The sequence below is a fragment of the Victivallis vadensis genome (genome assembly GCF_003096415.1).
Taxonomy (GTDB): Bacteria; Verrucomicrobiota; Lentisphaeria; order Victivallales; family Victivallaceae; genus Victivallis; species Victivallis vadensis.
Map to the genome: position 1 here is coordinate 41,668 of NZ_QEKH01000030.1, position 24,375 is coordinate 66,042.

General features: G+C 61.0%; 18 protein-coding genes. 9 read left to right on the plus strand and 9 right to left on the minus strand.

What is annotated here, in order from left to right:
• Positions 1-155: 155 nt before the first annotated feature.
• On the minus strand, positions 156-434 hold the full coding sequence (locus C8D82_RS16005; RefSeq protein WP_116885293.1) for a hypothetical protein: 279 nt from the start codon (positions 432-434) through the stop codon (positions 156-158).
• A 206-nt stretch (positions 435-640) separates the two neighbouring features.
• Here C8D82_RS16005 and C8D82_RS16010 point away from each other — a divergent pair, with 206 nt between their 5' ends.
• The 7 genes from C8D82_RS16010 to C8D82_RS22185 all read left to right on the plus strand — a co-directional run bounded on the left by C8D82_RS16010 (position 641) and on the right by C8D82_RS22185 (position 9,513).
• The gene (locus C8D82_RS16010; RefSeq protein ID WP_116885294.1) at positions 641-2,422 is read left to right on the plus strand and encodes an alanine--tRNA ligase; all 1,782 of its coding nucleotides are present in this window, start codon (positions 641-643) and stop codon (positions 2,420-2,422) included.
• A 45-nt stretch (positions 2,423-2,467) separates the two neighbouring features.
• Complete coding sequence (locus C8D82_RS16015; RefSeq protein WP_116885295.1) at positions 2,468-2,971, plus strand: STAS domain-containing protein; 504 nt, start codon at positions 2,468-2,470, stop codon at positions 2,969-2,971.
• 134 nt (positions 2,972-3,105) lie between these two features.
• Positions 3,106-3,738 carry a DUF6655 family protein gene (locus tag C8D82_RS16020; RefSeq protein WP_116885296.1) on the plus strand — a complete coding sequence of 211 codons (633 nt, stop codon included), beginning with the start codon at positions 3,106-3,108 and terminating at the stop codon, positions 3,736-3,738.
• Between the two features lie 180 nt (positions 3,739-3,918).
• The gene (locus C8D82_RS16025; RefSeq protein WP_116885297.1) at positions 3,919-4,689 is read left to right on the plus strand and encodes an inositol monophosphatase family protein; all 771 of its coding nucleotides are present in this window, start codon (positions 3,919-3,921) and stop codon (positions 4,687-4,689) included.
• A 442-nt stretch (positions 4,690-5,131) separates the two neighbouring features.
• Positions 5,132-6,199 carry a LacI family DNA-binding transcriptional regulator gene (locus C8D82_RS16030; protein ID WP_116885298.1) on the plus strand — a complete coding sequence of 356 codons (1,068 nt, stop codon included), beginning with the start codon at positions 5,132-5,134 and terminating at the stop codon, positions 6,197-6,199.
• Between the two features lie 37 nt (positions 6,200-6,236).
• Entirely contained in the window at positions 6,237-8,642 is a 2,406-nt protein-coding gene (locus C8D82_RS16035) for an endo-1,3-alpha-glucanase family glycosylhydrolase (protein ID WP_116885299.1), read from the plus strand.
• A gap of 127 nt (positions 8,643-8,769) precedes the next feature.
• On the plus strand, positions 8,770-9,513 hold the full coding sequence (locus C8D82_RS22185; protein WP_116885300.1) for a type II secretion system protein: 744 nt from the start codon (positions 8,770-8,772) through the stop codon (positions 9,511-9,513).
• Here the strand turns inward: C8D82_RS22185 and C8D82_RS16045 are convergent.
• The 3 genes from C8D82_RS16045 to C8D82_RS16055 are packed head-to-tail and all read right to left on the minus strand — an operon-like array spanning position 9,501 to position 12,576.
• The gene (locus C8D82_RS16045) at positions 9,501-10,487 is read right to left on the minus strand and encodes a phosphotransferase (RefSeq protein WP_116885301.1); all 987 of its coding nucleotides are present in this window, start codon (positions 10,485-10,487) and stop codon (positions 9,501-9,503) included. The two genes, C8D82_RS22185 and C8D82_RS16045, sit on opposite strands and share 13 nt — an antisense overlap.
• Positions 10,488-10,514: 27 nt before the next feature.
• Positions 10,515-11,390 (minus strand): polyphosphate kinase 2 family protein, encoded by an 876-nt coding sequence (locus C8D82_RS16050; RefSeq protein WP_116885302.1) that lies wholly within the window; start codon positions 11,388-11,390, stop codon positions 10,515-10,517.
• 13 nt (positions 11,391-11,403) lie between these two features.
• Positions 11,404-12,576: a glycoside hydrolase family 130 protein gene (locus tag C8D82_RS16055; RefSeq protein ID WP_187144107.1), complete on the minus strand. Its 1,173-nt coding sequence runs from the start codon at positions 12,574-12,576 to the stop codon at positions 11,404-11,406.
• A 199-nt stretch (positions 12,577-12,775) separates the two neighbouring features.
• On the opposite strand from C8D82_RS16055, the gene C8D82_RS16060 reads away from it, so the two are divergent.
• Together C8D82_RS16060 and C8D82_RS16065 are read left to right on the plus strand one after the other, a co-directional pair.
• Entirely contained in the window at positions 12,776-15,034 is a 2,259-nt protein-coding gene (locus tag C8D82_RS16060; protein WP_133245237.1) for an APC family permease, read from the plus strand.
• Between the two features lie 44 nt (positions 15,035-15,078).
• Positions 15,079-16,791: a solute:sodium symporter family transporter gene (locus C8D82_RS16065; protein ID WP_207776161.1), complete on the plus strand. Its 1,713-nt coding sequence runs from the start codon at positions 15,079-15,081 to the stop codon at positions 16,789-16,791.
• Positions 16,792-16,834: 43 nt separating this feature from the next.
• Here C8D82_RS16065 and C8D82_RS16070 read toward each other — a convergent pair whose 3' ends face one another.
• The 5 genes from C8D82_RS16070 to C8D82_RS16090 all read right to left on the minus strand — a co-directional run bounded on the left by C8D82_RS16070 (position 16,835) and on the right by C8D82_RS16090 (position 24,109).
• On the minus strand, positions 16,835-17,377 hold the full coding sequence (locus C8D82_RS16070) for a fused DSP-PTPase phosphatase/NAD kinase-like protein (protein ID WP_116885305.1): 543 nt from the start codon (positions 17,375-17,377) through the stop codon (positions 16,835-16,837).
• Positions 17,378-17,451: 74 nt separating this feature from the next.
• Positions 17,452-19,923: a hypothetical protein gene (locus C8D82_RS16075; RefSeq protein WP_116885306.1), complete on the minus strand. Its 2,472-nt coding sequence runs from the start codon at positions 19,921-19,923 to the stop codon at positions 17,452-17,454.
• A gap of 51 nt (positions 19,924-19,974) precedes the next feature.
• A complete protein-coding gene (locus C8D82_RS21940; protein ID WP_116885307.1) occupies positions 19,975-21,063 on the minus strand; it encodes a glycosyltransferase in 1,089 nt (362 codons plus the stop codon).
• Entirely contained in the window at positions 21,063-22,469 is a 1,407-nt protein-coding gene (wbaP, locus tag C8D82_RS16085) for an undecaprenyl-phosphate galactose phosphotransferase WbaP (protein WP_165833130.1), read from the minus strand. Before wbaP ends, C8D82_RS21940 begins: the two co-directional genes overlap by 1 nt.
• Positions 22,466-24,109: a glycosyltransferase family 39 protein gene (locus tag C8D82_RS16090; protein WP_116885309.1), complete on the minus strand. Its 1,644-nt coding sequence runs from the start codon at positions 24,107-24,109 to the stop codon at positions 22,466-22,468. Before C8D82_RS16090 ends, wbaP begins: the two co-directional genes overlap by 4 nt.
• Between the last annotated feature and the right edge of the window lie 266 nt (positions 24,110-24,375).

Consider the following 24,375-nt stretch of genomic DNA (forward strand, 5'->3'; position numbering starts at 1 on the left):
GTATCTTTCATAACTGTGATTGAAATTCATGCAAAAACAGAAAATACACCGGAACCGCGTTTTCGTCAAGGCGGTGATAAAAAAACCGAAGCGGAAAACGCTCACTTCAGAAGTAAGCCCTTCCGCTCCGGCTCGATCGTATGGAGGCGGGTGCGTTACTTGGCCATCGCCGTCGCACAGGCGGTGCAGCCGGCGCCCGGACACTTGTCGCCGCACGGACAGGCCTTGGAAGCCTTCTTCGCGGCGCAGGCTTTCGCATCCGCCGGACAGGCCTTCACATCTTTCGGGCACTGCTTCGAGTCTTTCATCGGACAGGTCGCCTTGACCGGGCAGCCGGAGGCAGCCTTGTCACAGCTGCCTCCGGTACTGCAGCAACCGGCGGCGAGGAACATCACGGCACCGGCGAACATCGCGAACAACATCACTTTTTTCATTTCTTCTCTCCTCAATTTGAGTTTGTTTCGCAGCCGCGTCTCCATAACTGCGGCCGCTCATATCAGGAATATAGCTTTTTTCCGCTAAAAGTCAAGAAAGTCCCCGGCTGCGAGGCTTGAAATTCCGGGAAAGCAAGGTAGATTAATCAATTGCGATTGAGTTTTCAGAACTTCAACATTTTTGTTTAGGATATCAGAAGAAAATCATGAAAGAAGCAGACATCCGCCGCAAATATATCGAATTTTTCAAAAGCAAAGGCCATCAGGAGATCAAGAGCGCGCCGGTCATCCCAGAAAACGACCCGACCTGTCTGTTCACCACCGCCGGGATGCACCCGCTGGTCCCCTATCTGCAGGGCGCGAAGCACCCGGCCGGACGTCGCCTGACCGACTTCCAGAAGTGCATCCGCACCGGCGACATCGACGAAGTCGGCGACGCCGTGCACCTGACTTTCTTTGAAATGCTCGGCAACTGGTCGCTCGGCGACTATTTCAAAAAAGAGGCGATCGGCTTCAGCTTCGAATTCCTGACCGGCAAAGAGAACCTGAATATTCCGGTGGAGATGCTGGCCGTCACCGTGTTCGCAGGCGACGAGGACTGCCCGTTCGACGCGGAAGCGTTTGAAATCTGGAAATCCCACGGCATTCCCGAAGCGCGCATCGCGAAACTCGGCAAAAAGGACAACTGGTGGGGCCCCGCCGGCGTCACCGGCCCCTGCGGCCCGGATACCGAGATGTTCTACTGGACCGGTCCGCTTCCGGCTCCCGAAGTCTTCGATCCCGCCGACAAACGCTGGGTTGAAATCTGGAACGACGTGTTCATGCAGTACAACAAGACCGCCGACGGCACGTTCGAGCCGCTCGCCCAGAAGAATGTCGACACCGGCATGGGCCTTGAGCGCGTGACCGCCATCCTGCAGGGCAAGACCAGCTGCTATGAAACCGAAATCTTCGCGCCGATCTTCGCGAAGCTCGACGAAATCCGCAAGGTCGAACCGGTCGAGGGCGCCCGCTCCAGCTCCGAACGCATCATCGCCGACCACCTCCGCGCCGCGACTTTCATCCTCGCCGACGGCATCACGCCCGGCAAGGTGGACCAGCCGTATGTGCTGCGCCGCCTGATCCGCCGCGCGATCCGCGAGGGGCGCAAGCTCGGCATCGAAGGGCATTTCACCTCGCAGATCGCCGAAGCGGTGATCGGGGAGTTCGGCGACGTCTATCCGGAGCTGCGTGAAAAAGCCGCCGTGATCAAAGAGGAGCTTGACCGCGAGGAAAAACAGTTCGCGATCACGCTGGAAAAGGGCACCCACGAATTCCAGAAGCTGATCGACCGCGTGCCGCCGCACATCACAAAGAAGGTGATTTCCGGCAAAAACGCATTCAACCTCTACGAAACCTACGGCTTCCCGATCGAACTCACGGTCGAAATGGCCAAAGAGAAGGGCTTCGAGGTGGACCGGGCCGGTTATGACGCCGCGTTCGCCAGGCATCAGGAGCTGAGCCGCGCCGGAGCAGAACAGAAATTCAAGGGCGGCCTGGCGGACAGCTCAGAGGAAACCGCCCGGCTGCACAGCGCGACCCATCTCCTGCAGGCGGCGCTGCGCAAGGTGCTCGGCGAACATGTCGAGCAGCGCGGTTCGAATATCACCGCCGAGCGGCTGCGGTTCGACTTTTCGCACGAGGAAAAGATGACGCCGGAACAGCTCAAACAGGCCGAGGATCTCGTCAACGACGCGATCCGGCGCGACCTGCCGATCACCTGCGAGGAGATGAGCGTCGAGGAGGCCAAAAAGAGCGGCGCGATGGGACTGTTTGAAAACAAGTACACTGCCAACGTCAAGGTTTACACGATGGGCGACGCCAGCAAGGAGATCTGTGGAGGCCCCCATGCGTCGCACACCGGGGAACTTGGTCATTTCCGGATCGTCAAGGAGGAGAGTTCCAGTCGCGGCGTACGCCGGATCAAGGCGGTGCTGGAGCACAACTGACGGTTCCCCGGCGGCCATCAACCATTGAACACGAGGAAACTGAAGATGAAAGAAACCGACCTGTTGATCTCGCACCGCGACGGCGTCTATTCCGTCAAGGCGGCGGGACGCGCCAATTTCGAATACGCGGTGCCGCTGCGGGAGCTGGCCAAGACGCTCGAAACGTTCAAATGCTTCCGGATCGATCTCGGCGAGTGTGTCGCAATGGACAGTACGTTCATGGGCGTATTGTCCATGATCGGATTGAAGGCGCGCCGCTTCAAGGCGGGCGTCGAACTGTATAACGCGAACGACACCCTGAAAAAACTGCTGCGCGACCTCGGCGTCAATAAACTTTTCACCTTTATCGACGGCGCTGATCCGGATGCTCCGGCGGAGTGGGCAAGCGCAAGCCACGACCGCCGGGACCTCCTGACCACCGCGGAAACCGTCACTGAGGCGCACCAGACGCTGGTGGAAGCCGACTCCTCCAATGCCGCCAGGTTCGATCAGGTGATCGAATTCGCGAAACAGGATGTGGAGCGTCTCAAAGAACAGAACAATAAATAGATCGGCACTGTCAGAAAAACACCGTCCGGGGGGGACGGCCGGAATCGGAGAATTCCTGTTTTTTTTCCCCGGCTTTACCGTAACCCTGGGGCAACCCGTACATTTGGCAAGCCTCGCATCAAACAGGATCAATCATGAAAGGCTTTTCCCGGCTCCTGCTCGCCGGCGCAGCCGTGGCCCTGCTGGCCGCGGGATGCGCGGACCCGAACATCACCAACACCTCCCGCTCGGCAATCGAGCAGATGCTGCTCTCGTCAGTCGTCGAACGCAGCATCGGCAGCGTGAATGTAGAGGAATTCAAAGGGAAAAAAGTCTGGATGGATTATGCCAACCTGGCCACGCAGGTGGACAAAGCCTATGTGCAGGGTTTCGTCGAATTGCATTTCAGCCAATCCGGTGCGATCGTGCTGAAAGACGAAAAAGAAGCCGAGGTGATCGTTCAGGTGATCTCCGGCGCTCTGGCGACGGACAGCAACAAATTCATGATCGGCACTCCCCAGCTGCCGATTCCGCTGCCGAATACGGACCTGAGCTTCGCGATTCCGGAAATTCCGCTGTTCAAGCGGATCATCCGCAGCGGCTACGGCAAATTCAGCCTAGTGATGCTCGAAGCGAAAAGCCGCCAGCCGATCCGGGTGGTGTCCGACATCATCGCCAAATCCGAATACGTCAACTGGACCATCCTGCTGCTGCCGTTCACCAGCCGTGATATCGACATGGCGGAGGCCACCGGCTTCACGGACATGTCTTACGATATATTCGATTAAGAGCTTATCAACTAATAAAGAAAGGTTATGACGCCGCGCCGAAATTTCAGTTGCGAAACCTGAAAAAATCGGCAATCATGGAATTATCGATGATTTTTACGGACAAGCGGATGGATTTCCGCCGCAAGTCAGAACGTTTTGGTTTATTAGTTGATAAACTCTAAATAAAGGGGCCGGAAAATGCTCGGCTTTATCCGCGAAATCGCAGTGGAGGCGGGAAAAATCGCAGTGGAAGGCGGCAGCCGCCTGACCGCCTCCGAAATCCACGTGAAAGGGACGCCGACGGATCTGGTGACTGAGACCGACCGCAAGGTCGAAGCGTACCTGACCGGCCGGATCCGGGAGCGCTTTCCGGATCACGGCATTTTCGGCGAAGAGAGCGGCGAAACCGCCGGGGCCGGTGAGTACCGCTGGGTGATCGACCCGATCGACGGCACCGTCAACTTCATCCACGGTTTCCCGTACTACTCGATCTCCATCGCACTGCAGAAGCAGGGAAAAACCGTGGCCGGAGTCGTCTACTCCCCCCGGCTGAACGAACTGTACGCCGCGGCTGCCGGGCACGGAGCCGCCCTGAACGGCCAACCGCTCCGGGTTTCCGGCTGTGCCGCGCTCGCGGATTCGCTGCTGGCCACCGGCTTTGCCTGTGTACGTGCCGGAATCCGGCCCGACAATCTGGAACTGCTGCCGGGCATTGTGCGGCAGATTCAGGGTATCCGTCGCAACGGCTCCGCCGCGCTGGACCTCTGCAACGTCGCCGCCGGACGGTTCGACGGCTACTGGGAGTTCTGCCTCAACCTCTACGACGTCGCCGCCGGCGCGCTGATCCTGCAGGAAGCCGGCGGCCGCGTCACCGACCTGGCCGGCCGAAACCGCTGGCCGGAGGCCGGAATCTGCGCCACCAACGGCCTGATCCACGCCGAACTGCTCAAAGAACTGCAGCGTCAGTGACCTGCCGCCATATCGTAAATCGCAACAGGCGCGCTTCGCGCCGCTGTTGCTGATTCCCCCGTACCGCGGCGACTTCGCCGAACAACATCCGCTGCCGGGCGGACACATGCGTATTCTACCCGACGATCTGTCCGCCGCAGGTGTCGCGCTTGCGTCACCGGAATCCCCCGCCTCCCCCCGGATCGGCTCCCGCAGCCGGGCCGCGACCGGCAGATATTTGCAGACGCAGCCGACAGAGGTCACGGGATGCTTCGCGGCGGCCGGAATTTTGCAACAGCCGCAGTCATCACTTTTCCCGATAATTTTCCATTTGTCTCTTGACATTGACAGCAGAATATAGTATAATATACTTAGTTGGCCTAAATTATTCTTCCGTTATCTTCCCGGATTTCAATTCAGGTTGACTTAAATAGAATAACTTTAGTCCGACTAAGGAACCGATATGCCGAAATTGCTGAATGAAACCAAACACTACCGGGCGGCGGTGCGAATCCGCGAGCTGGCCAATACACTGCCGCCGGGCGAAAGCCTTCCGGTGGCCAGCGAACTGACGCGGCGGCTGGGGATTTCGCACGGCACGGCGATCCGGGCGCTGAAAGTCTTGTCCGACGACGGAGTGATCTACCGGCCGCTGGGAAAGCAGCGTTACCGGATCGCGGAACGGTTCGAGCGGGCATCGGCCCGGATCAGCATGGTCCGGCCTGACTTTTCCTCCGGCGATCTCGACGCAATCACTCAAAGCGTCTATGAAGCCGGGCAGAAGCGGAACTGGAAATTCAATCAGTACTGTTTCCGCTCCGGCCGCGAACTGGATTTCTGCCGGGTCATCGGCGAATGCGACGCAATGGTCCTGATTCCGCCGGCGGAATACCTGACCGATGAATTCGTGAAACTTCTTCTGAAACCCGCGCGGCCGGTTGCCGTGTTGCTGCAACATCTGCGCCATCCTCAAATCAACAATGTGTGCACCAACGATTTCCGGGTCGGCGAACTGGCGGCGGAGACATTGTACGAACACGGCCATCGCCGCATCCTGTTCCTGAAAGACCAACCGGATGAGACCACGATGCGGGAACGCCGGCGCGGTTTTCAATCCGCCGCCGACCGGCTGCGGATTCCGGCGGGCGACGAACTTTATTTCGACAGCCATCCGCATGTCTTTGAAGATCCGCTCGAGGGGACCTATCAGGGGCTTTTCAGGCTTCTGCGGAGCGGCAAAGCGGATTTCACCGCGATCTTTTCCGCCTCGCTGGTCGGAGGGATGGCGGCATTGCGGGCGGCGCATGAGCTGGGGCTGAAAGTGCCGGAACAACTGGCGGTACTCTGTTTCAGCGGAGAATCCAATCTGGCTCCCTATTTCCAGCCGCCGCTCTCCTGCATCGAAACCGACCGGACCAAATTCGGCGAGTACACGGCGGAACTGCTGACGGCCGCCCTGACCGGCGCAAACGGAAAAATGCCGCAGCAACTGAAAATCGAACCCAAACTGGTCATGCGGAGCTCCATTTGACTTCAGAATGGATTTCAATCAACCGAAAGGAGAATAGATGAAACACAAGCGATTCATGATTTTATGCAGCCTGATCGGATTCCTGGCCGTATTGACTGCGGCGGAAGATCCCCGACGACAGAAAATGTGCTGGGCGCATTATGTCGGCTGGGGCTTCAACCAGACCGACGGCTATGATCTGGCGATGCGTTCGCCGGGAAGCTGGATGCTGGCGCCTTTCGGAGACCGGACGCTGCTGGGAAAAAACCTCCAATGGGATTCCGGCATTTTCTTCGGCGCCCGTAAACAGATTGAAACGGCGCTCGCCTACGGGGTGGACGGCTTCTGCGTGGACATCGTCAATCCGAACAGCTATGTCGGCGGCCTGAACCGTTTTTTTCGGGACGCGGAAGGTACTCCGTTCAAAGTGGCGCTGTGCATAGACCGTCTGGATTATGACAATGCGTACCTGATCGAGCATCTCGGCAAATTCATCGCGACCTGCAAAGATCATCCCAACGCCTGCCGGATCGACGGGAAAATGGTGATCTTCGTGTACAATATCGCGGGAAAGAAGATCGACGACTGGCTGGCGGTCCGGGCGGAATTGAAAAAACAGGGGCTGGATGCGTACTATCTGGTCCAGCCGGCCCATGAAACTTCAATGTGGAGCGAGCCGGACAAACTCGCGGATGCGCTGCGCGGTTTCGAGGGGTTCTACGATTTCGGCTGCAACGGCTTCACTCCGGATGAGATGAAACAGCGCCTCGCCAACGGACGCGCCGCCCTGAAGGCGCACCGTCCCGACGGGATTTTCGCCGGCGGCATCGCAATCGGCTATATCGGCCAGGGTTCCTCCTACTACCGCCCCTTCCTGAACAGCGGCACGCTGCGTCATAACTGGGAGGCCTCCATCGCGAACAACGTCGACTGGGTCTGCCTGACCACCTGGAACGACTACATTGAAAGCACCCAGTTCGAACCCTCCATGATCAACCGCGACAACCTGCTGCGGATCAACCGGGAATACGTCTCCAAATGGCGCGGCGAACCTGCCCCGCAGCGGACGCCGCAGGTCATCTACACCTACCACGACGAAACGGTCCTCGGCGACGACCTGACGTTTGAAGTGATGAATTTCAGCTACACCACGGCCCCGGCTTCGGCGCTGGTACGGCTGCTCGCCCCGGACGGCAGGCTGCTGAAGGAGTTCGCGCCGGTTCAGCTGAATCCGAAAAAACTGGCCGTCAAGACGTTCCGGCTCCGTCACGAGGAGATGAAAGACTGGAAGGTGATGCGCGTACAGGCCGCCGTGGTCAGCAACGGCGAAAAACCGCAATACAAGGAGCTGCATCCGATCGTCCGCCGTTCCGGCCGCACCGAAAGCGTGCGCACCCTCCGGCTGCGTCAGGACGACATGACCGGCCCGGAAACGGAGCTGCGGATCGAAGCGGGGCCGGACGGCAGGTCCGTCGCTAAAATCATGCTGAAAAGCTGGATGTTCGCCGGAAAAGCCGAATTGCTCCGCAACGGCTGGCCCGTCGCGGAACTGGAGATCAACCACCTGCATAAGCCGGTATGGGAGCGGACCGTGCCGCTGGAGTGGCGGCGCTCGCCTGAAGATGTGTATGTGGTACGGGTGACCGATGTCTCCGGCCGGCTCGGATTCAGCAATCCGGCGCTGCACCGCGCGGAAGGCTTCGACGGCAAAACCCGGCTGCCGGTGATCGTAACCGGTTCGGACTTCGATGAAAACTGGCCGTTGTGGAAGAAGCGCATCTCCCGCCTGAAACGGCCCGGAGTGGTCGCCATGCCGGTCGCGGATTCCGATATTTTCTCCGTCCGCTACGATTTCGATAAGCCGGTAGACGGCATGTTGATTTCCACCTCCGGCTGGTCGATTCCGGCGCAGCTCGGCAGCTCGAAAGGCTGGTGGCAGGGGTGTGACAAAGATACCGTGCCGCAATGGGAAAACGCAGCAGGACCGGATGGTACGGAGCGGACAGTGCTCGCTTTCGACGGCACGGATGTGGTCGCAATCGCCGCCCGCGCCATGCCGACCGGCCCCTTCACCATCGAGCAGTGGATAAAGCCGGAGCGGAAAGAGGCGGATATGGTCCTGTTCGAAGACCAGATGGGAGTTCAACTCCTGCTGGACGCCCAACTCCGTCCCCGCCTGACGCGCGGCGGACACATCGCCGGTGCGTCCGTCCAGTCGGACAAAGCGGTTCCCGCCGGGAAATGGACCCATCTGGCCGCCGTTTATGACGGGAAATCCCTGAAAATCTATCAGGACGGCCGGAAAACAGCAGAAGCTCCGGCTCCGACCTGCACGAATCCGGTCAATTCCCTGTCGCGCATCGGCAATTCCATGAATCTCGAACGCGGTTTCAAAGGCCGGCTGGCCGGCTTCTCGCTGGAGGGAGCGGTCCGCGCTCCCGGCAGTTTCCGCCTGAAGAAGTAAATGACATCCCCCCGCTCGTGGCCGGTAACGGTACGGCAAGACAGACAGAGCTTACGTATCGTGATACGGTCACGTGCGAACGGCATCAAACCGGATAAATAAACATAATTTTGACAAGGAGTCGCAAATGCAATCTGAAAAATCTTCCCGGCACAGTGACATGCCGGACGCTGTATGCAAAAAATTTACGCTGATCGAGCTGCTCGTGGTGATAGCGATCATCGCGATTCTGGCGGCGATCATGCTGCCCGCACTGAACAAAGCGCGCTCCCGCGCACACGATACCTCCTGCAAAAGCAATCTGAAACAGCTGGGGAACTATGCCGTCCTTTACGCCGCCGACAACGACGACTATGTCGTGACCCAGATGGGCAACTATGCCTGGGACAATACGGCTTTCACCATGTTTCTCCAACCTTACAGTTCCCCCTGGGAAAACAATATCCCTCCTTCCGGAAGCGCAGTCCGGAAAATCGGTTACTGCCCGGGTGACAAGAAACCGGATTTTTACTGTCCCTCGTACGGCACACTTTCCCTGGAGCAATTCATGTATCCGCAGGCCTACCAGACGGGTTGGAGAGCCGAAAAAGACAACTACTATTTCGGCAAACTCGGAACGATCGGCAAAGTCGGAAACGTCCGCGCGAATTTCGCGCTGATTGCCGACGATCCGGCTTTGAACAACCATCAGTCCGGCAATTCAGTCTGGCTGAACTACTGGCGCGTCGACGGCAGCGTCAACGCCTTCCGGGAACATGAGGGAAATTTGCCGTATCCGGCGGATGTGGACCGGGGATTCTGGTCAAACTTTAGCTGCTATGCAAAGTGCTGGGATAGGATGTCAGGCTTCACGGTACTTTACTGGCTGTAACGGAGCAGGCAATCCAGAATGATGCTTTTCATGCGGTGATAGTACGCTGCGTGCGCGATTGTGGCGCGGACCTCGCCGACGCCGATTTCCCGCTCATCCGCACCGCAGTCGACACCAAGCGCCCGCCGCAGGTTGTATTCCAGCCACTCAAGGCGGCCGCAGTCGGCATCGTAGAGAAGCTCCCAGTCCGCCGGCAGCTTCCCGCCCGCTTCGGCGTAGGAAGCGACGAAAGCGCAAAGCAGCTCCGGCTCCAGGCGGCACTCCTCATATCCGGCCCAGCAGAGCGCCGTCTCATACAGCTCCAGAAACGGATGCCAGTAACCGAGGCACTCCAGATCGATGATCCGGAACTCCCCGCCGCGCCACAGCACGTTTTTGCAATCCATATCCCGGTGGCAGACCGCCAGCAGCGGCGGCATGCGCTCGGCGGCTTGGTTGCCGTTCCGCTCGCTCTGCTCCAGAATCCCGCGATTCTCCTGCAAAAGCCGGTAAAGCTCCTCGTTCTCACGCCTCAGCGCACCGGCCAGGGACTCCCAGTCGATGTGCATCTTTTCCCGCTCAAACGGCGCCTCCTTCCGGTCAACCGCATGGATACGGGCGAGAACGCGGCCGATCTTCCGGCAGTGTTCCGGCGCGACCTCCACGCCTTTCAACGCCGTGCCGCCGTACCAGTCGAACAGGTAGAAAAAGCGCCCGTCCAGCTCCTGCATCTTCCGGCCACCGAATTCCAGCGCGGGCAGGATCGGCAGCCGGTGTTCCTCCAGAAGCGTTTCCAGCCGTTCGGCGGTCCGGTAGTTCGCCATCGCGGTCGCCCGGCGCATCACGTGCGGATTGAGCAGCTTCAGCGCATATCGCCCCCGCGCGGCGGACAAGGCGTACATTTTGTGCATAAAGCCGCCGGTGAGCGGAACCGGGGAGCACTCCAACTCCCCCAGTCCGTACCGGCGGCATATCTCCGCAAACAGCGGCTCCATCCGTTTTCCCCCGCTCCCGCCGGAGCCTCAGCCTCTGGCTTTCAGCTTCAACCGCTTCTTTTCGTGGCGCTGCCGGGAAAGCTCGATCGCGGCGAGGCGCCGGGTCTCCTGCAGGTCCACCGACGGCGCGGGCAGTTCGATATTCATCGATTCGAGCGTCTGCAGCAGGATCTGCGACACCACCAGGTTGCGGAACCACTTATGATTGGCCGGCACCACGAACCACGGAGCGGCTTTGGTCGAACAGCGCGACAGCGCGATTTCAAACGCCTCGATATACTGATCCCAGAACTGCCGCTCCGGGTAGTCGTTGCTGGAGATTTTCCAGTGCTTTTCCGGGCGTTTCAGCCGGCGCACGAAGCGGCGCAGCTGTTCATCCTTGTCGATGTGCAGATAGAACTTCACGATTTTCGTGCCGCTCCCGGCCAGCAGCTCCTCGAAACGGTTGATCTCAAGGTAGCGCCGGTCCAGCTCGGCGGGCGTCGCGAATTTATGCACGCGCTCCACCAGCACCGCCTCATAGTAAGAACGGTTGAAAATCACGATTTCGCCCTTCTGCGGCGCTACCGCGTGGACGCGCCACAGAAAGTCGTGCGACTGCTCGATCCGGGTCGGCGTCTTGAAGGACTGCACCCGGCATCCCTGCGGATTCATCGCGGCGAACACGTTGTTGATCGTGCCGTCCTTACCGCCCGCGTCGAGCGCCTGCAGCACGATCAGCAATGACTGTTTGCCCTCGGAATAGAGGTCGTTCTGCAGCCGGGCGATCCGGCGGTTGTTCGCGGCCAGCAGCTCCAGCCCCGCCTCCTTGTCTTTGAAGTCGAGCGTGTCGTCGGGATCGTATTTGGCGAGCGATACGCGCGTATCCGGCGGAACGATGTATTTTTTATAAAACCGGTTCATGGCAGCATCCGTTTCAACAGTTTTTGAGCAGAGCGAGATTGCGGTCGATCAGGCTGTCGAGCGCTTCGACCGACAGCGCGGAGCGTCCGCCGTCCGGCGGAGTGTTCATACAGTAGTCCACCAGCCGCTCGACGCTTGAAACCGCCACGTGCATGCGCGTATCGCTCGACGCGTAATAGATGTAGACCGTGCCGTCGTCGTCCGCGATCCAGCCGTTGGAAAAAACCACGTTGGAGACGTCGCCGACCCGCTCCTTGCCCTGCGGCACCAGGAACGCGCCGCCCGGGGAGGCGATCACCTTCGACGGGTCCTCCAGCGAAGTCATGTACATATAGAGCACATACCGAAGCCCCGCCGCGCAACCCCGCACTCCGTGCGCCAGATGCAGCCAGCCCGCGCCGGTCTTGATCGGAGCCGGGCCTTCGCCGTTCTTGACCTCCTTGATGGTGTGGTATTTGCGGAAGTCGATGATCTTTTCTTCCCTGATTTCGGCATTCGTGATGTCGTCGACCAGCGCCCAGCCGATGCCGCCGCCCGAACCGGCGTCGATGAAACCGTCCTGCGGGCGGGTGTACAGCGCGTACTTCCCGTCCACGAACTCCGGATGCAGCACCACGTTGCGCTGCTGGCTCTTCGTTTTCAGGTCGGGCAGCCGCTCCCAGTTCACCAGATCGCGGGTACGGGCGATGCCGGCGGCGGCGACGGCGCTGGAGAGATCGCCGGGAGCCGCGTTCGGGTCGGGGCGTTCCGAGCAGAAAATGCCGTAAATCCAGCCGTCCTCATGGTGAACCACTCGCATATCGTAGACGTTGGTGTCGGGGTCGTCGGTCTCCGGCATCGTGACCGGATAATCGCGAAAGCGGAAGTTGTCCACTCCATTCGGACTCTCCGCCACCGCGAAGAAGGATTTGCGGTCGGCCCCCTCCACCCGGACCACCAGGCAGTAGCGGCGGCCGAACTTGATCGCGCCCGAATTCAGCGTCGCATTCACGCCGATGCGCTCCATCAGGAACGGATTGGTCTCCTTGTTGAGGTCGTAACGCCAGAATACCGGCGCATGTTCCGCGGTCAGGACCGGATATTTGTAACGGCAGTAGACGCCGTTGCCCTTCTCCTTCACATTTTTGCGGCTGACCAGTTTTTCATGTTCGGTGAACAGGGTGTTGACTTTCTTGTAAAAGCTCATGATACTCTCCCCGGTTTATTGCTTGCTTGAAGTCGTTTTCCATATCATATCAGGAGAAAGGCGAAAATGCAAGAAACTGAAATGAAAATTTAACGAATCGTTTGCAAAAGCACATTGATTCGGTTATTTTAAGAATACGGGAATAAGGAAGAGGGCAAGGGAGAAATGTGTACAGGATCTGGAAAATCCGGGAGTGAAAATGGAAGAAACCAAGCATACGGAGCCCGCCGCTGCCGGCGGATATAATTTCGGCACCTTCGCCGGCGTCTACACCCCTGCCCTGCTGACGATTCTCGGACTGGTGATGTTCATGCGCACCAACTTCGTGCTGGGCAGCGTCGGACTGTTCCACATGTTCCTGATCCTGGTCGTCGGCGGCAGCATCACGCTGGCGACCGGGCTCTCCATCTCGGCCATCGCGACCAACACCGATATGGGCGGCGGCGGCGCGTATTACCTGATCAGCCGGGTGCTCGGCCCTTCGTTCGGCACTTCGATCGGGCTGACGCTCTTCGTATCGCAGTCGCTGGCGATCCCTTTCAACATCCTCGGCGCCTCCGAAGCGATCGTCTCCGGCTGGCCGGTGCTGCGCCCGTGGTTCCCGGCGATCAACCTCGCGCTGGGGGCGATGATCTTCCTGCTGGTCTGGAAGGGAGCGGACTGGGCGATCAAGGCGCAATACGTGATCATGACGGTGCTCGGATTGTCGATCCTCTTTTTCCTGCTCGGCCCGATCGGGAACTTTTCGCTGGAGAATCTCCGGGCGAACTGGGGAGCGGCGGAGGGCGTGACTTCGCTGATCCCGTACTTCGCGATCTTCTTTCCGGCGGTGACCGGCATCATGGCCGGAGTGAACATGTCCGGCGACCTCAGGAAACCGCATATTTCCATCCCGCGCGGCACCCTGTACGCCCTCGGCACCGCGATGGGGCTTTACCTCGTGCAGATCATCGTCGCGGCGGGCTGCTTTCCCCGCGAGGAGATGATCAAAACACCGTACCTGATCCTGACCCGGAATGCGCTGTTCGGCCTCGGCTTCATGGTGCTGGCGGGCGTGCAGGCCGCGACGCTTTCCACCGCGCTCGGCTGGGCGCTCGGCGCGCCGCGCGTGCTGCAGAGCCTCGGCGTGGACAACGTGCTGCCCGGCATCGGCATGTTCCGCGCCGGAGTCGGGCCGCAGAACGAACCGCGCCGCGCGATCGTGGTGGTGCTGATCATCGTGACGCCGATCCTGATCTGGGCCGGCATCAGCGGACGCAACTCGACCGGGGCCGAAAATTCGCCGATCAACGCGATGAGCGAACTCGTCTCGCTGTTCTTTCTGTTCACCTACGCGATCATCAACCTCGCGGCGTTCGTGGAGTCGATCGGCGCGAACCCGTCGTTCCGACCCCGGTTCCGCTACTTCCACTGGTCGGTGGCGGTCTACGGCGCGGCGGCCTGCATTCTCGCGTCGTTCCTGATCGACTTCTGGCTGTCGGTGGTGGCGCTGCTGGTGATTTCGGGGTTGTACGTCTGGACCCGGTTCCGCAACCTGTCGATGACCTACGGCGACGCGCGGCGCGGCTTCGTCTATTCCCGGATTCACTCCCTGCTGCTCCAGCTGCCGCAGCTGCCGCTCCATCCCAAAAACTGGCGGCCCACGATCGCGGTGCTCTCCGGCGATCCGGTCCGGCGCGGCGCGCTGATCGACTATGCGATACTGTTCAGCCAGCGACGGGGAATCCTGAGCGTGATCCAGATCATCATCTCCGGCGACACCCGGCATATCGGCGAACGGCGCACCCCGCAGCTGCAGGCGCTGCGCAAATTGGCCCAGGAGCGGGACTGGCCGATCTTCCCGTCGGTGGTGATCGCGCCGGAATTCGACAGCGCGTTGCGGATCATCCTGCAGAGCCATTCGCTCGACCCGATCCGCCCAAATATCGTGATGATGGGATGGCCGACGAAAGCGGAACGGATTCCGCCCTTCTTCTCCCACCTCCAGATGATCGTCGAGGACTTCCGGCGCAATGCGCTGGTGCTGGCCAACGAACGCACCACTTTCACTCCGCAGCGGTACGACGGCGGCACCATCGACATCTGGTGGCAGAGTTCGGCGGGCGGTTCGCTGATGACGATTCTCGCCTATCTCGTGCAACTTGATCGCAACTGGCGCAAAAGCGTGCTGCGCATCTTCCTGCCGATGGACAAGGAGAAGGTCAGGCGCATCCGCAAGGTATTGGACGCCGCCCGGATCGAGGCGGAAATCGTCGGCCTCAACGAAGAAGTCAGATTGCGGACCGTATTGCCGAAATACTCCTCCGGCGCGGAGCTGATCTTCATCGAATTTCCCGACTACAGCACCCGCGACGAACGCCGCCAGCTGATCACCCACGAATTGATCAAACGCGACCTCGGGCATCTGCCGCCCTGTTTCCTGGTGGTCTCGAACGGAGAAGCTGACCTGCTTGCCTGATCTGGAAATGAACTGTTGACATATAACTATGGAGAGTATGTAAAATGCCGGATTTTTTACAACTGCCGCACCTGTTCGCCGCAGCCGGAGCCGCCGTGGAAACCACACAGAAGGGTCTGGACTGGATCACTCCGACCACCTTCCTGCTTTTCACCGGTCTGGTGGGCCTGATCACCTGGATCATCACCCACAAGGACAACCTCAAAACCAATGAAGGCTATTTTCTGGCCGGGCGGTCGCTGACCTTCCCTTTCATCGCCGGTTCGCTGCTGCTGACCAACCTCTCCACCGAACAGATGGTCGGCCTGAACGGGGACGCCTTCACCTACGGCCTCAGCGTGATGGCGTGGGAGGTGGTCGCGGTGGTCGCCCTGGTCGCGATGGCGCTCTTTTTCCTGCCCCGCTTCCTGAAAAGCGGCATCGCGACGGTGCCGCAGTTCCTTGAACTGCGCTTTGACCGCGCCACCGGTTCGATCGCGAACCTGATCTTCCTCGCCGCCTATATGGTGATCCTGCTGCCGATCGTGCTCTACACCGGCGCGCAGGGACTGATCAGCATCCTCGACCTGCGCACCATGACCGGCATGAGCGACCTGCCGCTGCTCTACGTGATCGTGATCGCGATCGGCGTGATCGGTTCGATCTACGCGCTGTTCGGCGGATTGCGCACCGTCGCGGTCTCCGATCTGCTGAACGGCATCGGTCTTTTGACCGGCGGTTTCATGATCGTCTACTTTGCGTTGAAGGTCGCCGGTGACGGCCAGGGGCTGATCGCCGGTTTCCAGAATGTGAAGAACTACGAGCCGCAGATGTTCAACAGCCTCGGCGGCGCGCAGCAGGCGGTTCCTTTCACCACGCTCTTTTCGGGCGTGCTGCTGATCAACGTGTTCTACTGGTGCACCAACCAGCAGATCATCCAGCGCACCCTCGGCGCCAGCTCCCTCGCGGAAGGGCAGAAGGGCGTACTGCTGACCGGGCTGCTGAAACTGCTCGGCCCCCTCTATCTGGTATTGCCCGGACTGGTCGCGTACTACCTGCACCAGAAGGGCGTGCTGACGGTCGGCTTCAAGCCGAACAGTTCGGTGATCGACTCATCGCTGGCTTACGGTTCGCTGGTGCGCCACGTGCTGCCGCCGGTGCTGACCGGTTTCTTCGCCGCCGTGATGGTCGGCGCGATCCTGTCGAGCTTCAACTCCGCCTTGAACTCCACCTGCACGCTGTTCAGCCTCGGCCTCTACCGCGAATACATCCGCCCGCAGGCGTCCGATCCCGAAGTGGTCAGTTCCGGCAAGTGGTTCGGCCTCCTGATCGCGATCGTATCGGTCGGAATCGCCCCGCTGCTCTACAAGGTAGACAGCATTTTCAGTTACCTGCAGCGGATGAACGGCATCTACTTCATCCCGCTGCTGGCGGTGGTGCTGGTCGGCATCGTGTCGAAGCGGGTTCCGGCGGCCGCCGCGAAGTGGGCGCTGCTCGGCGGCGCGTTCCTGATCGCGTTCTGCTACTTCGTGCCTCCCTTCGACCTCGTGGTCAAGGCGATGAACGAATATATCTTCCTCGGATTGGTTTTCATGTATCTGCTGATCTTCATGTTCATCTACGGCGAAATTGCGCCGCGCAAGGATGAATACGTGCAGTTCGACGCCAAAGTCGTCGACCTGACCCCGTGGAAGCACGCCAGACTCGCCGGAGCCGCCCTGCTGCTGGTCGTGCTCGCCATCTATATGATCTTCGCCGACAGCAGCGTCCTGAAATAGTCCGGTCCGCGGCTTTGCCACCGGCCGCCGGGGGCAAAGCCGTTCAGCGGGCGGCGGCTGGACGGGCCAGCTCTTTGCGGAAATTGTTCCAATCGATGCCGCGCAGCAGCACCAGGAGGTTGCCGTAGATTTTCTCATGGTAGCCGTTTTCGGGGAGGCGCATTTCGGCGATCGCTTTTTCGACCTCCCAGTTCTGGACGGCGATGCGGAAAGCGGCGACCACCGTGCCGGTCCGGTCGCTGCCGTGCCAGCAGTGGATCAGCAGCGGTTTCGGGGCGTCCCGCACGATGCGGACCGCGTTCAGCAGATCCTTTTCCGTCACGCTGCCGGTGTTGACGCCGCAGCGGAACTCCTTCAGCTCCAGCCCGCGGATCAGCTTCAGGTCGGAGTGATAGTTGCGCAGATTCAGGATGCTTTTAAAGCCCCGCTTCGCCAGCGCCTCGAACTCCTTGCGCCCCGGCTGCCCGGAGCGGAATATGCCCAGCTCTTCATCCACCGCCTTGAAGTTGGTCGGATTCGTGCCGTCTCCCGCGGTGGCCCACGGCGCGACGATCAGCATCAGCAGAAAATAAAACAGCCGGACCATGAAGCCTCCCTGCGTTCGGTTGAAAATTCCGGGTATTGCGCAATATAGCACCAACAGGCGCGTTTTTCCAATTTTCAGAGATCGCCATAGGGGATGAAGAAAACCGCGCCGCCGCTCCTGCCGCCGTCGGTTTCGTGCCGGAACATCCCGGCGCAGAACGACCACCTGCTGCGCCCCGGCCCCTCCAGCCGGCTGATGAACGGGAAAATCGAATATTCGGTCAATCCGTCCCTGCTTCTCTCGCGGTAAAGCCCGCCCAGCACGTTCAGGTCGCGGATGTTTTCATCGCCCCGGTCGCGCGCGATCAGCCCCAGCAGCCAGCGGCTCTCAAACTCGCCCTCCTGCCGCGAATAGTTCCAGAGCAGCCCCAGCAACGCCTTGCCCTCCACCCTTTCCCGCTCCGTGCAGAAGCGGCGCGCCATCTCCTGAAACAGGGCCTGCCGCGCCTTCCAATCCTCCGGCACCGGCCCTTCCAGGCGCAGCTTTTCCAGCAGCGCGGCAGCTTCCTGCTTCCACGTTTCGTATGCCCCGGCATCTTTTTTCCCGTCGGGCTGTTCTCTCAGGAGCACCGGCAGCTTTTCCAATGTCTCCCGATCCGCCTCGTCCTTCCAGACCTGTACGCGGGTCGTACTCCGGGAACCGAGCAGCATTCCGGCCGTATATTTCACCGATTCCAGTTCCACCTCGCTTCCGCCGCCACGCCGATATATATGCTCCGGCAGCGTATAACCACCGCACCGGCGCTCCTCCCTGCGGCTGAACAACGGCGACGGCAGCACGCCGCCGCCGGGGCGCCGGTTGTCGCTGAACAGCGGCCAGACGCCGAAGCTGTCGCCGTCCTTTTCCAGCAGCGGCCACAGGAAATGCCAGTCCCACCCCGGCCGGCTGCTGCGTCGTTTCACACCTCCCACCGGGCCGAGCAGGTTGAACTTGAAATTTTCGCCGTTGTGCCGATAATAGTAGAACGGGAAAAGCATGTTTTCATCTCCGACTTTCCAGAACAGCGGCAGTACGCCCCAGTCACTCTTTTCCCACCAGACCGGACCGACCAGCCGGAAGTCCTGATAACGCCAGCAGAGCGGCAACACTCCGAAAGCTCTGGAACGGCGGTCATCGCCGTACCGCCAGACCACCGGCCCGGCATAATTCCATTCCTTCGACAGATACGCCAGCGGAAACAGGCCGCCCGATACGGTTTCGCCGTTTTCACGATTCCAATAGACCGGGCCGGCGAGGTTGAAACTCCGCGACAGCCACGCCAGCGGAAACACGCCCCATGAACCGTTTTCCGGCTTCCACCAGACCGGACCGGCGAGGTTGAAGCTCCGCGACAGCCACGCCAGCGGGAACAGGCCGCCCGACTTCATGCCGTCCCCATCCGAACTCCACCACACCGGACCGGCAAGGCCGAAATTCCGCTTTACCCACAGCAGCGGAAATGCCCCCCAGCCGTCCACTCCCCGTTCGTCGCGCGACCACCAGGCCGGCCCGCAGTACCCCCATTGCGGCGAAGTGAACATCAACGGGAAAATCCCCCACGACACCGTGCTGCCGTTCTCCCGGTTCCAATAGACCGGACCGGCAAGGCTGAAATCCCGCAGCAGCCACAGCACCGGGAAGAGTCCGCCACCCTTCACCTTTCCCGCCTCCAATTCCCACCAGACCGGACCGGCCACGCTCAATTCCGGTTTCAGCCACAGCAGAGGGAATATGCCCCTCGAACTGTTGTCGCCATCCCACCAGACCGGACCGGCGATCCCGAAATCCTGCACGATCCACGCCAATGGGAAAACACCCCATGAATTGTTGTCCGGCTTCCACCACACCGGGCCGGCAAGGCTGAAATCCGGCGTGATCCACGCCAGCGGAAACACGCCCCACGAACTGTTTTCCGGCTTCCACCACGCCGGGCCGATGTGATTCCACTCCACCGACGAGTGCAGCAGCGGGAAAACGCCCCACGATTCGGTATTGCCTCCGTAGAGAGTACGATAGAAAAGACCGGCCATCCGAAAGTCGGGAGTATGACACCACACCGGAAACACCCCATAGGCGCGGGCGCCGTTTTCTCCCGACTTCCACCACACCGGGCCGGCATAGCCGCCGCGCGCGCCGAAGCGCGCCAGCGGGAACACGCCCCAGCTCTCCGGCGACCGCCAGCCGAGCAGGCAGTAGCCGCCGCCGGGGCCGTGGTGAAACAGCGGCCACATCCCGAAGTTCCGCTCGGTCCAGTAGCCGTTCAGCGCCCAGCCGCTCCGGTCGTTCCACGCGAAGAGCGGAAACAGCACCGACCGCTCCCGGCCGTCCTGCACGTAAAAGGGGCGCACCGCAAAGCCCTGCGCATCGAAGTCCGCCAGCGGCCACAGGATCGCCCCGCTGCCGCCCGCGTTGAAGTAGAACGGCCACAGATTCACCGCCTCCTGATCGAAGCTGACCTCAACCTCCTTCGCCAGCGGCGACACCCGCATCGCCCGTTTGGAAGAAACACACCCGCCCGCCAGCAACGCGACCGCGCCGGCAACCGCCAGAATCCGAAATACTTGCACAGGGACCTCCATGGTTCAACACGGAATAAGACGGCAATGCGCCGCCGTTTCTTAGAGCGACGCGACAAATGAAGAAATTTCGCGCCGGAACCGCTCCGGCGCGAACCGCTCGGCATTGGCGACCAGCGCCGCCGTATCGAAATTCTGCGCTTCGAACCGCTCGATCGCTTCGCACAGCAGATCGGTTTCGGGCCGGGCGAAGAACAAACCGGTTCTGCCGTCCACGACCGTTTCGAGCGCACCGCCCTGCCCAAGTGCGATCACCGGAGTACCGGCGGCCTGCGCCTCCAGCGGCACGATCCCGAAATCCTCGACGCCGGGGAACAGCAGCGCCCGCGCTCGGGCATAAAGACGGCGCAACTCCTGCTGGCCGGGGCGCCCGGCGAATTCGATCCCGTTCCCGGATAGTGCTTCGAGTTCGGCGCGCATACCGCCGTCCCCGACCAGAATCAGCCGCCGCCCCAGTTTCCGGCAGGCCGCGATCGCCAGATCGGGCCGCTTGTAGGCGATCAGCTGGCCGACGAACAAATAGTAATCCTCTTTGGGCGAACCGGCGGCTTCCCGGAAGAAACCGGACTCCACCGGCGGATAGATCACCGTCGACTCCCGGCCGTAAATCCGCCGGATCCGGTCGGCCACGAAACCGCTGTTCGCGATGAACGCATCCACCGAATCGGCCGACGCCAGATCATAACGCCGCAGATAGTCGCGGAATATCCGCATCGCCGCCTTTCCGGCCAGGCCGGTCGTGCGGTAGTAATCCTCGTACATGTCCCACAGATAGCGCATCGGCGTATGGCAGTAACAGACGTGCAGCGCCTCCTTCGGCTTGCGCACTCCCTTGATCGGGCCGGATTCGCTGCTGACGATCAGCTTGTAGCCGGAGAGGTCCAGCCGCCGGATCGCGACGGGCATCAGCGGCAGGTACTTCTGGCAGTTCCGCCGGGCGCCGGGCAATCGCCCGATGAAGCTCTCGACGATCCGGTGCGACGAAAAGGGCTCCCCGATCGCCTCCGGGTTCCATGCGTGGGTGAAGATGTCCGCCTCCGGCCACAGGCGGCAGAATTCGGCCAGCACGTTCTCACCGCCGCGGCGGTTGACCAGCCAGTAGTGCAGCAGCGCGGTCTTCTGCGGCTCCATCAGTAGGCCCCCCGGCAGAACAGCACTTCCTTGATCGTCTTCAGAAAGATGAAATAGTCCATCCAGATCGACCAGTTCATGATGTAGTTCATATCCAGCGCAACCCGGTTCGGATAGTCCACCTCGCTGCGCCCGGAGACCTGCCACAGCCCGGTGATGCCGGGCTTGACCCGCTTGAGCAGTTCATATTTGTCGCCGTAATACTTCACCTCGTCCGCGACGATCGGCCGCGGCCCGATCACCGCCATCTCGCCGGTCAGCACATTCCAGAACTGCGGCAGCTCGTCGAGGCTGGTCTTGCGCAGGAAACGGCCCAGCGGGGTGATGCGCGGGTCGTTCACCAGCTTGAACTTTTCGCGCCACTCGCGTTCCAGCTCCGGGTCCTCCGCCAGCAGCTGCTCCAGCCGCTGGTCGGCGTCGGCGTACATGGTGCGGAATTTCAGCACCCGGATCGGCTTGCCGCCGACGCCGAGCCGGTTCGCCCGGTACAGCATCGGCCCCCGGGAGGTCAGCTTGATCCCCAGCCCGATCACCAGCAGCAGCGGAAACGCCATCACGATCGCCAGCACCGCGATCACCACTTCCGCCAGCCACTTGCACACGCGCGGCAGGGCCATCAGCAGCTGGTTGCGGATCTCCAGCGCGCTGCACCCGTCCAGATTGACCGGATAACTCCACGCGATCGAAAACACTTCGTTCGACGGCACCAGCAGCACGTGCAGGAAATACTCCGAGTACTGCTTCAGCAGCGACTCCATGATATGGAACGGCACGCAGCAGATCACGTAGGAGACCTGCCGCTCCCGGCCGATCCGGACTCCGTCCGCCAGTTTTCCCAGCACCGGCACTCCGCCGACCTCCGTTCCCTGCTTGTCGGGATGGTCGTCCACAAACCCCACCGCCCGGAAACCGAAGAACTTGTCGCGGGCGATCCGCTGCACCATCAGCTGCCCGCCCAGCCCGGCCCCGGCGATCAGCACCGGAATCTGCCCGACTCCCCACCGTTTCATCAGCGAACGGCACCACCACCGGGTCAGCGGCAGCAGCAGGAAGGTCAGCCCCCAGCTCGCCACCAGCGCCACGCGCGAATACAGCTCCACCTGCCGCGTCAGCGCCAGATAGCCGAAAAGCAGGAGATAGCTCAGACTCACCGACAAAAACACCCGGCGCAGCTCCTCCACCGGCCCCAGCGCCGCGCCGGGATAGAACGGGTTGCCGTGGTAGAGCCGGATCGCCGCGTTGCAGAGCAGCATCACCGGCACCAGCGGCCACAGCCCGACGCACTCCTCAAGCGTGTAATAGGCCCCCATCAGGTGATAGATCCACAGACACCCGGCCAACACGAACGCGGCGGTAAAGAGATCGTTCAACAACAGCAGCAGGACCCGGCAACGGGCTTCTCTCATAAATCGGCTCCTTCGCGCCCGGCTCCGGGGCGTTTTTTCCATAACTGATAGTCGTGCCTGTAGCAGCGGAACTCCCGCACCATATCCCAGGGGCCGCCGGCGGGAGCGGGCTCCCCCTTCTCCAGCAGCACGTAATCGCCGCCGCCGCGGGCGAACCGGCAGGAACTGCCCCCGGCCAGATAGCCGGTCTGCACGAACCGGCGCGGCACCACCACCTGCGGCAGCTTCCGGCTGAAATACTCGAACGGATCAAGCTCCGGCTCGAAATAGCGCGGCCCCCTGTAATCCGCCGCGATCCATCCGGCCAGCTCGACGTTGCCCCGGTAGAGCGCGGATTTCTTTTTGGAGGTGTGCTCCTTGATCACCGGCCCGGCGGCGGCACCGGTGAAAGCCAGCACCAGAAACGCCAGAATCCCGCGCAGCACCGCCGGAGTGAACCACTGCGGCCTCCACCGCTTCAATTCTTCCCACGCCCGGATGCCGAACAGCGCCGACCAGCCGAACGCCAGCGGCGCAACCGGAGTCAGGTAGCGCGTCGACAAAAACAAATAACGGTCGTGCACCAGAATCTGCGCGGCCACCAGCACCGCGTGGCCCACCACGACCGCCGCGATCACGCCCTCCTCACGGGAGAACTCCCGGCGGCGGATGCGCCCGATCACCGCCAGCAGCGCCGGCACGCCGAACCACACGTAAAATCCCTCAAAAAAAGTCTTGACATAGTCGCAGAGTTCCCCGAACGAGAACGGCAGAAAGCCGCTCTCCCCCGGAACCTCCAGCGCCTCCAGCGGCGATTCCGCCGCCGGCTCCGCTCCGGATGCCGGGGCCGCCGGGGCCGGTACAGCGGCAGGAGGAGCCGCCAGTGGCGGATTCAACCGCAGTTCCACCTTCTGCCACAGCGCGGCATAGCGCGAGTCGGGCACCGGATACCCGATCATTTTCCAGTTGATCAGCAGCGCCGGCAACATCAGCGCCAGCGCCAGCACCGCCGCCGCCAGCGTCCGCCACGGGAAGGAGCGCGACGCGATCTCCCATACTCCGACCGCGCACCAGATCAGAAACAACACGACCACCAGATCCGCGCGCGAAGTCACGCCGATCGCGGTACCCAGCGCCAGCAGGCCGTAAACGGCCGTCCGCCTCGCGTTGCGGCAGAGCACCACCAGAGCCAGCGCGACCAGCGCGACCGCGAGGGTTTTCAGGTTGTCCCGCAGCCCCTCGCCGGCGATCTGCTGCAATTCGGCGCAGATCACATAGAGGAAGGTTCCGACCCATGCGGCCCGTTCACCCCAGACCAGCCGGAACAGCGAATAGAGCGGAAACACGCAAAGCGCGAAGACCAGCACCGCCGCCAGCCGGCACCCCGCAAACCCGGATATGCCGAACAGCCAGCAGAAACACCCCGCCAGCGTCTGGTGCAGCATCGGGATGCGCGGATGGAACGCATAATTCCACTCTCCGGCGGCGAACGCCTCCGCCATCGGCGCATAACGGGTCGCCACATCCGGCGCCGGAAAGACGTTGATTGCGGCCAGACCGAGGCCCAGCGCCAGCGCCAGCAGAAAAAGCGCAATACTTTTATGACCGGCCCCCCAGCCGTCCGGCGCGGTCAGTTTTCCCCACAAAGCAGATATCGTCATTCCCCATTCCCGTCGCCGTCCCCACCGTCGAACGGATGGCGGCGTTTTCTTGCTTGCTTATGATAATCCGTATTATTATATAACGCCGTGTGCAAGTTTTATTGGTAAAAAACGAAAAAGAGCATGCTTGGGCTATTAATAGCCGAAATATCGATTAAGTTAGGTTAGCTACAACCAACTTAGAAAGGTATTCAAGCATGCTCACGGAAGACTATATCACCGAAGTGTATTGTTTCATAGACGACATGATGAAAGAATGTTGGAAA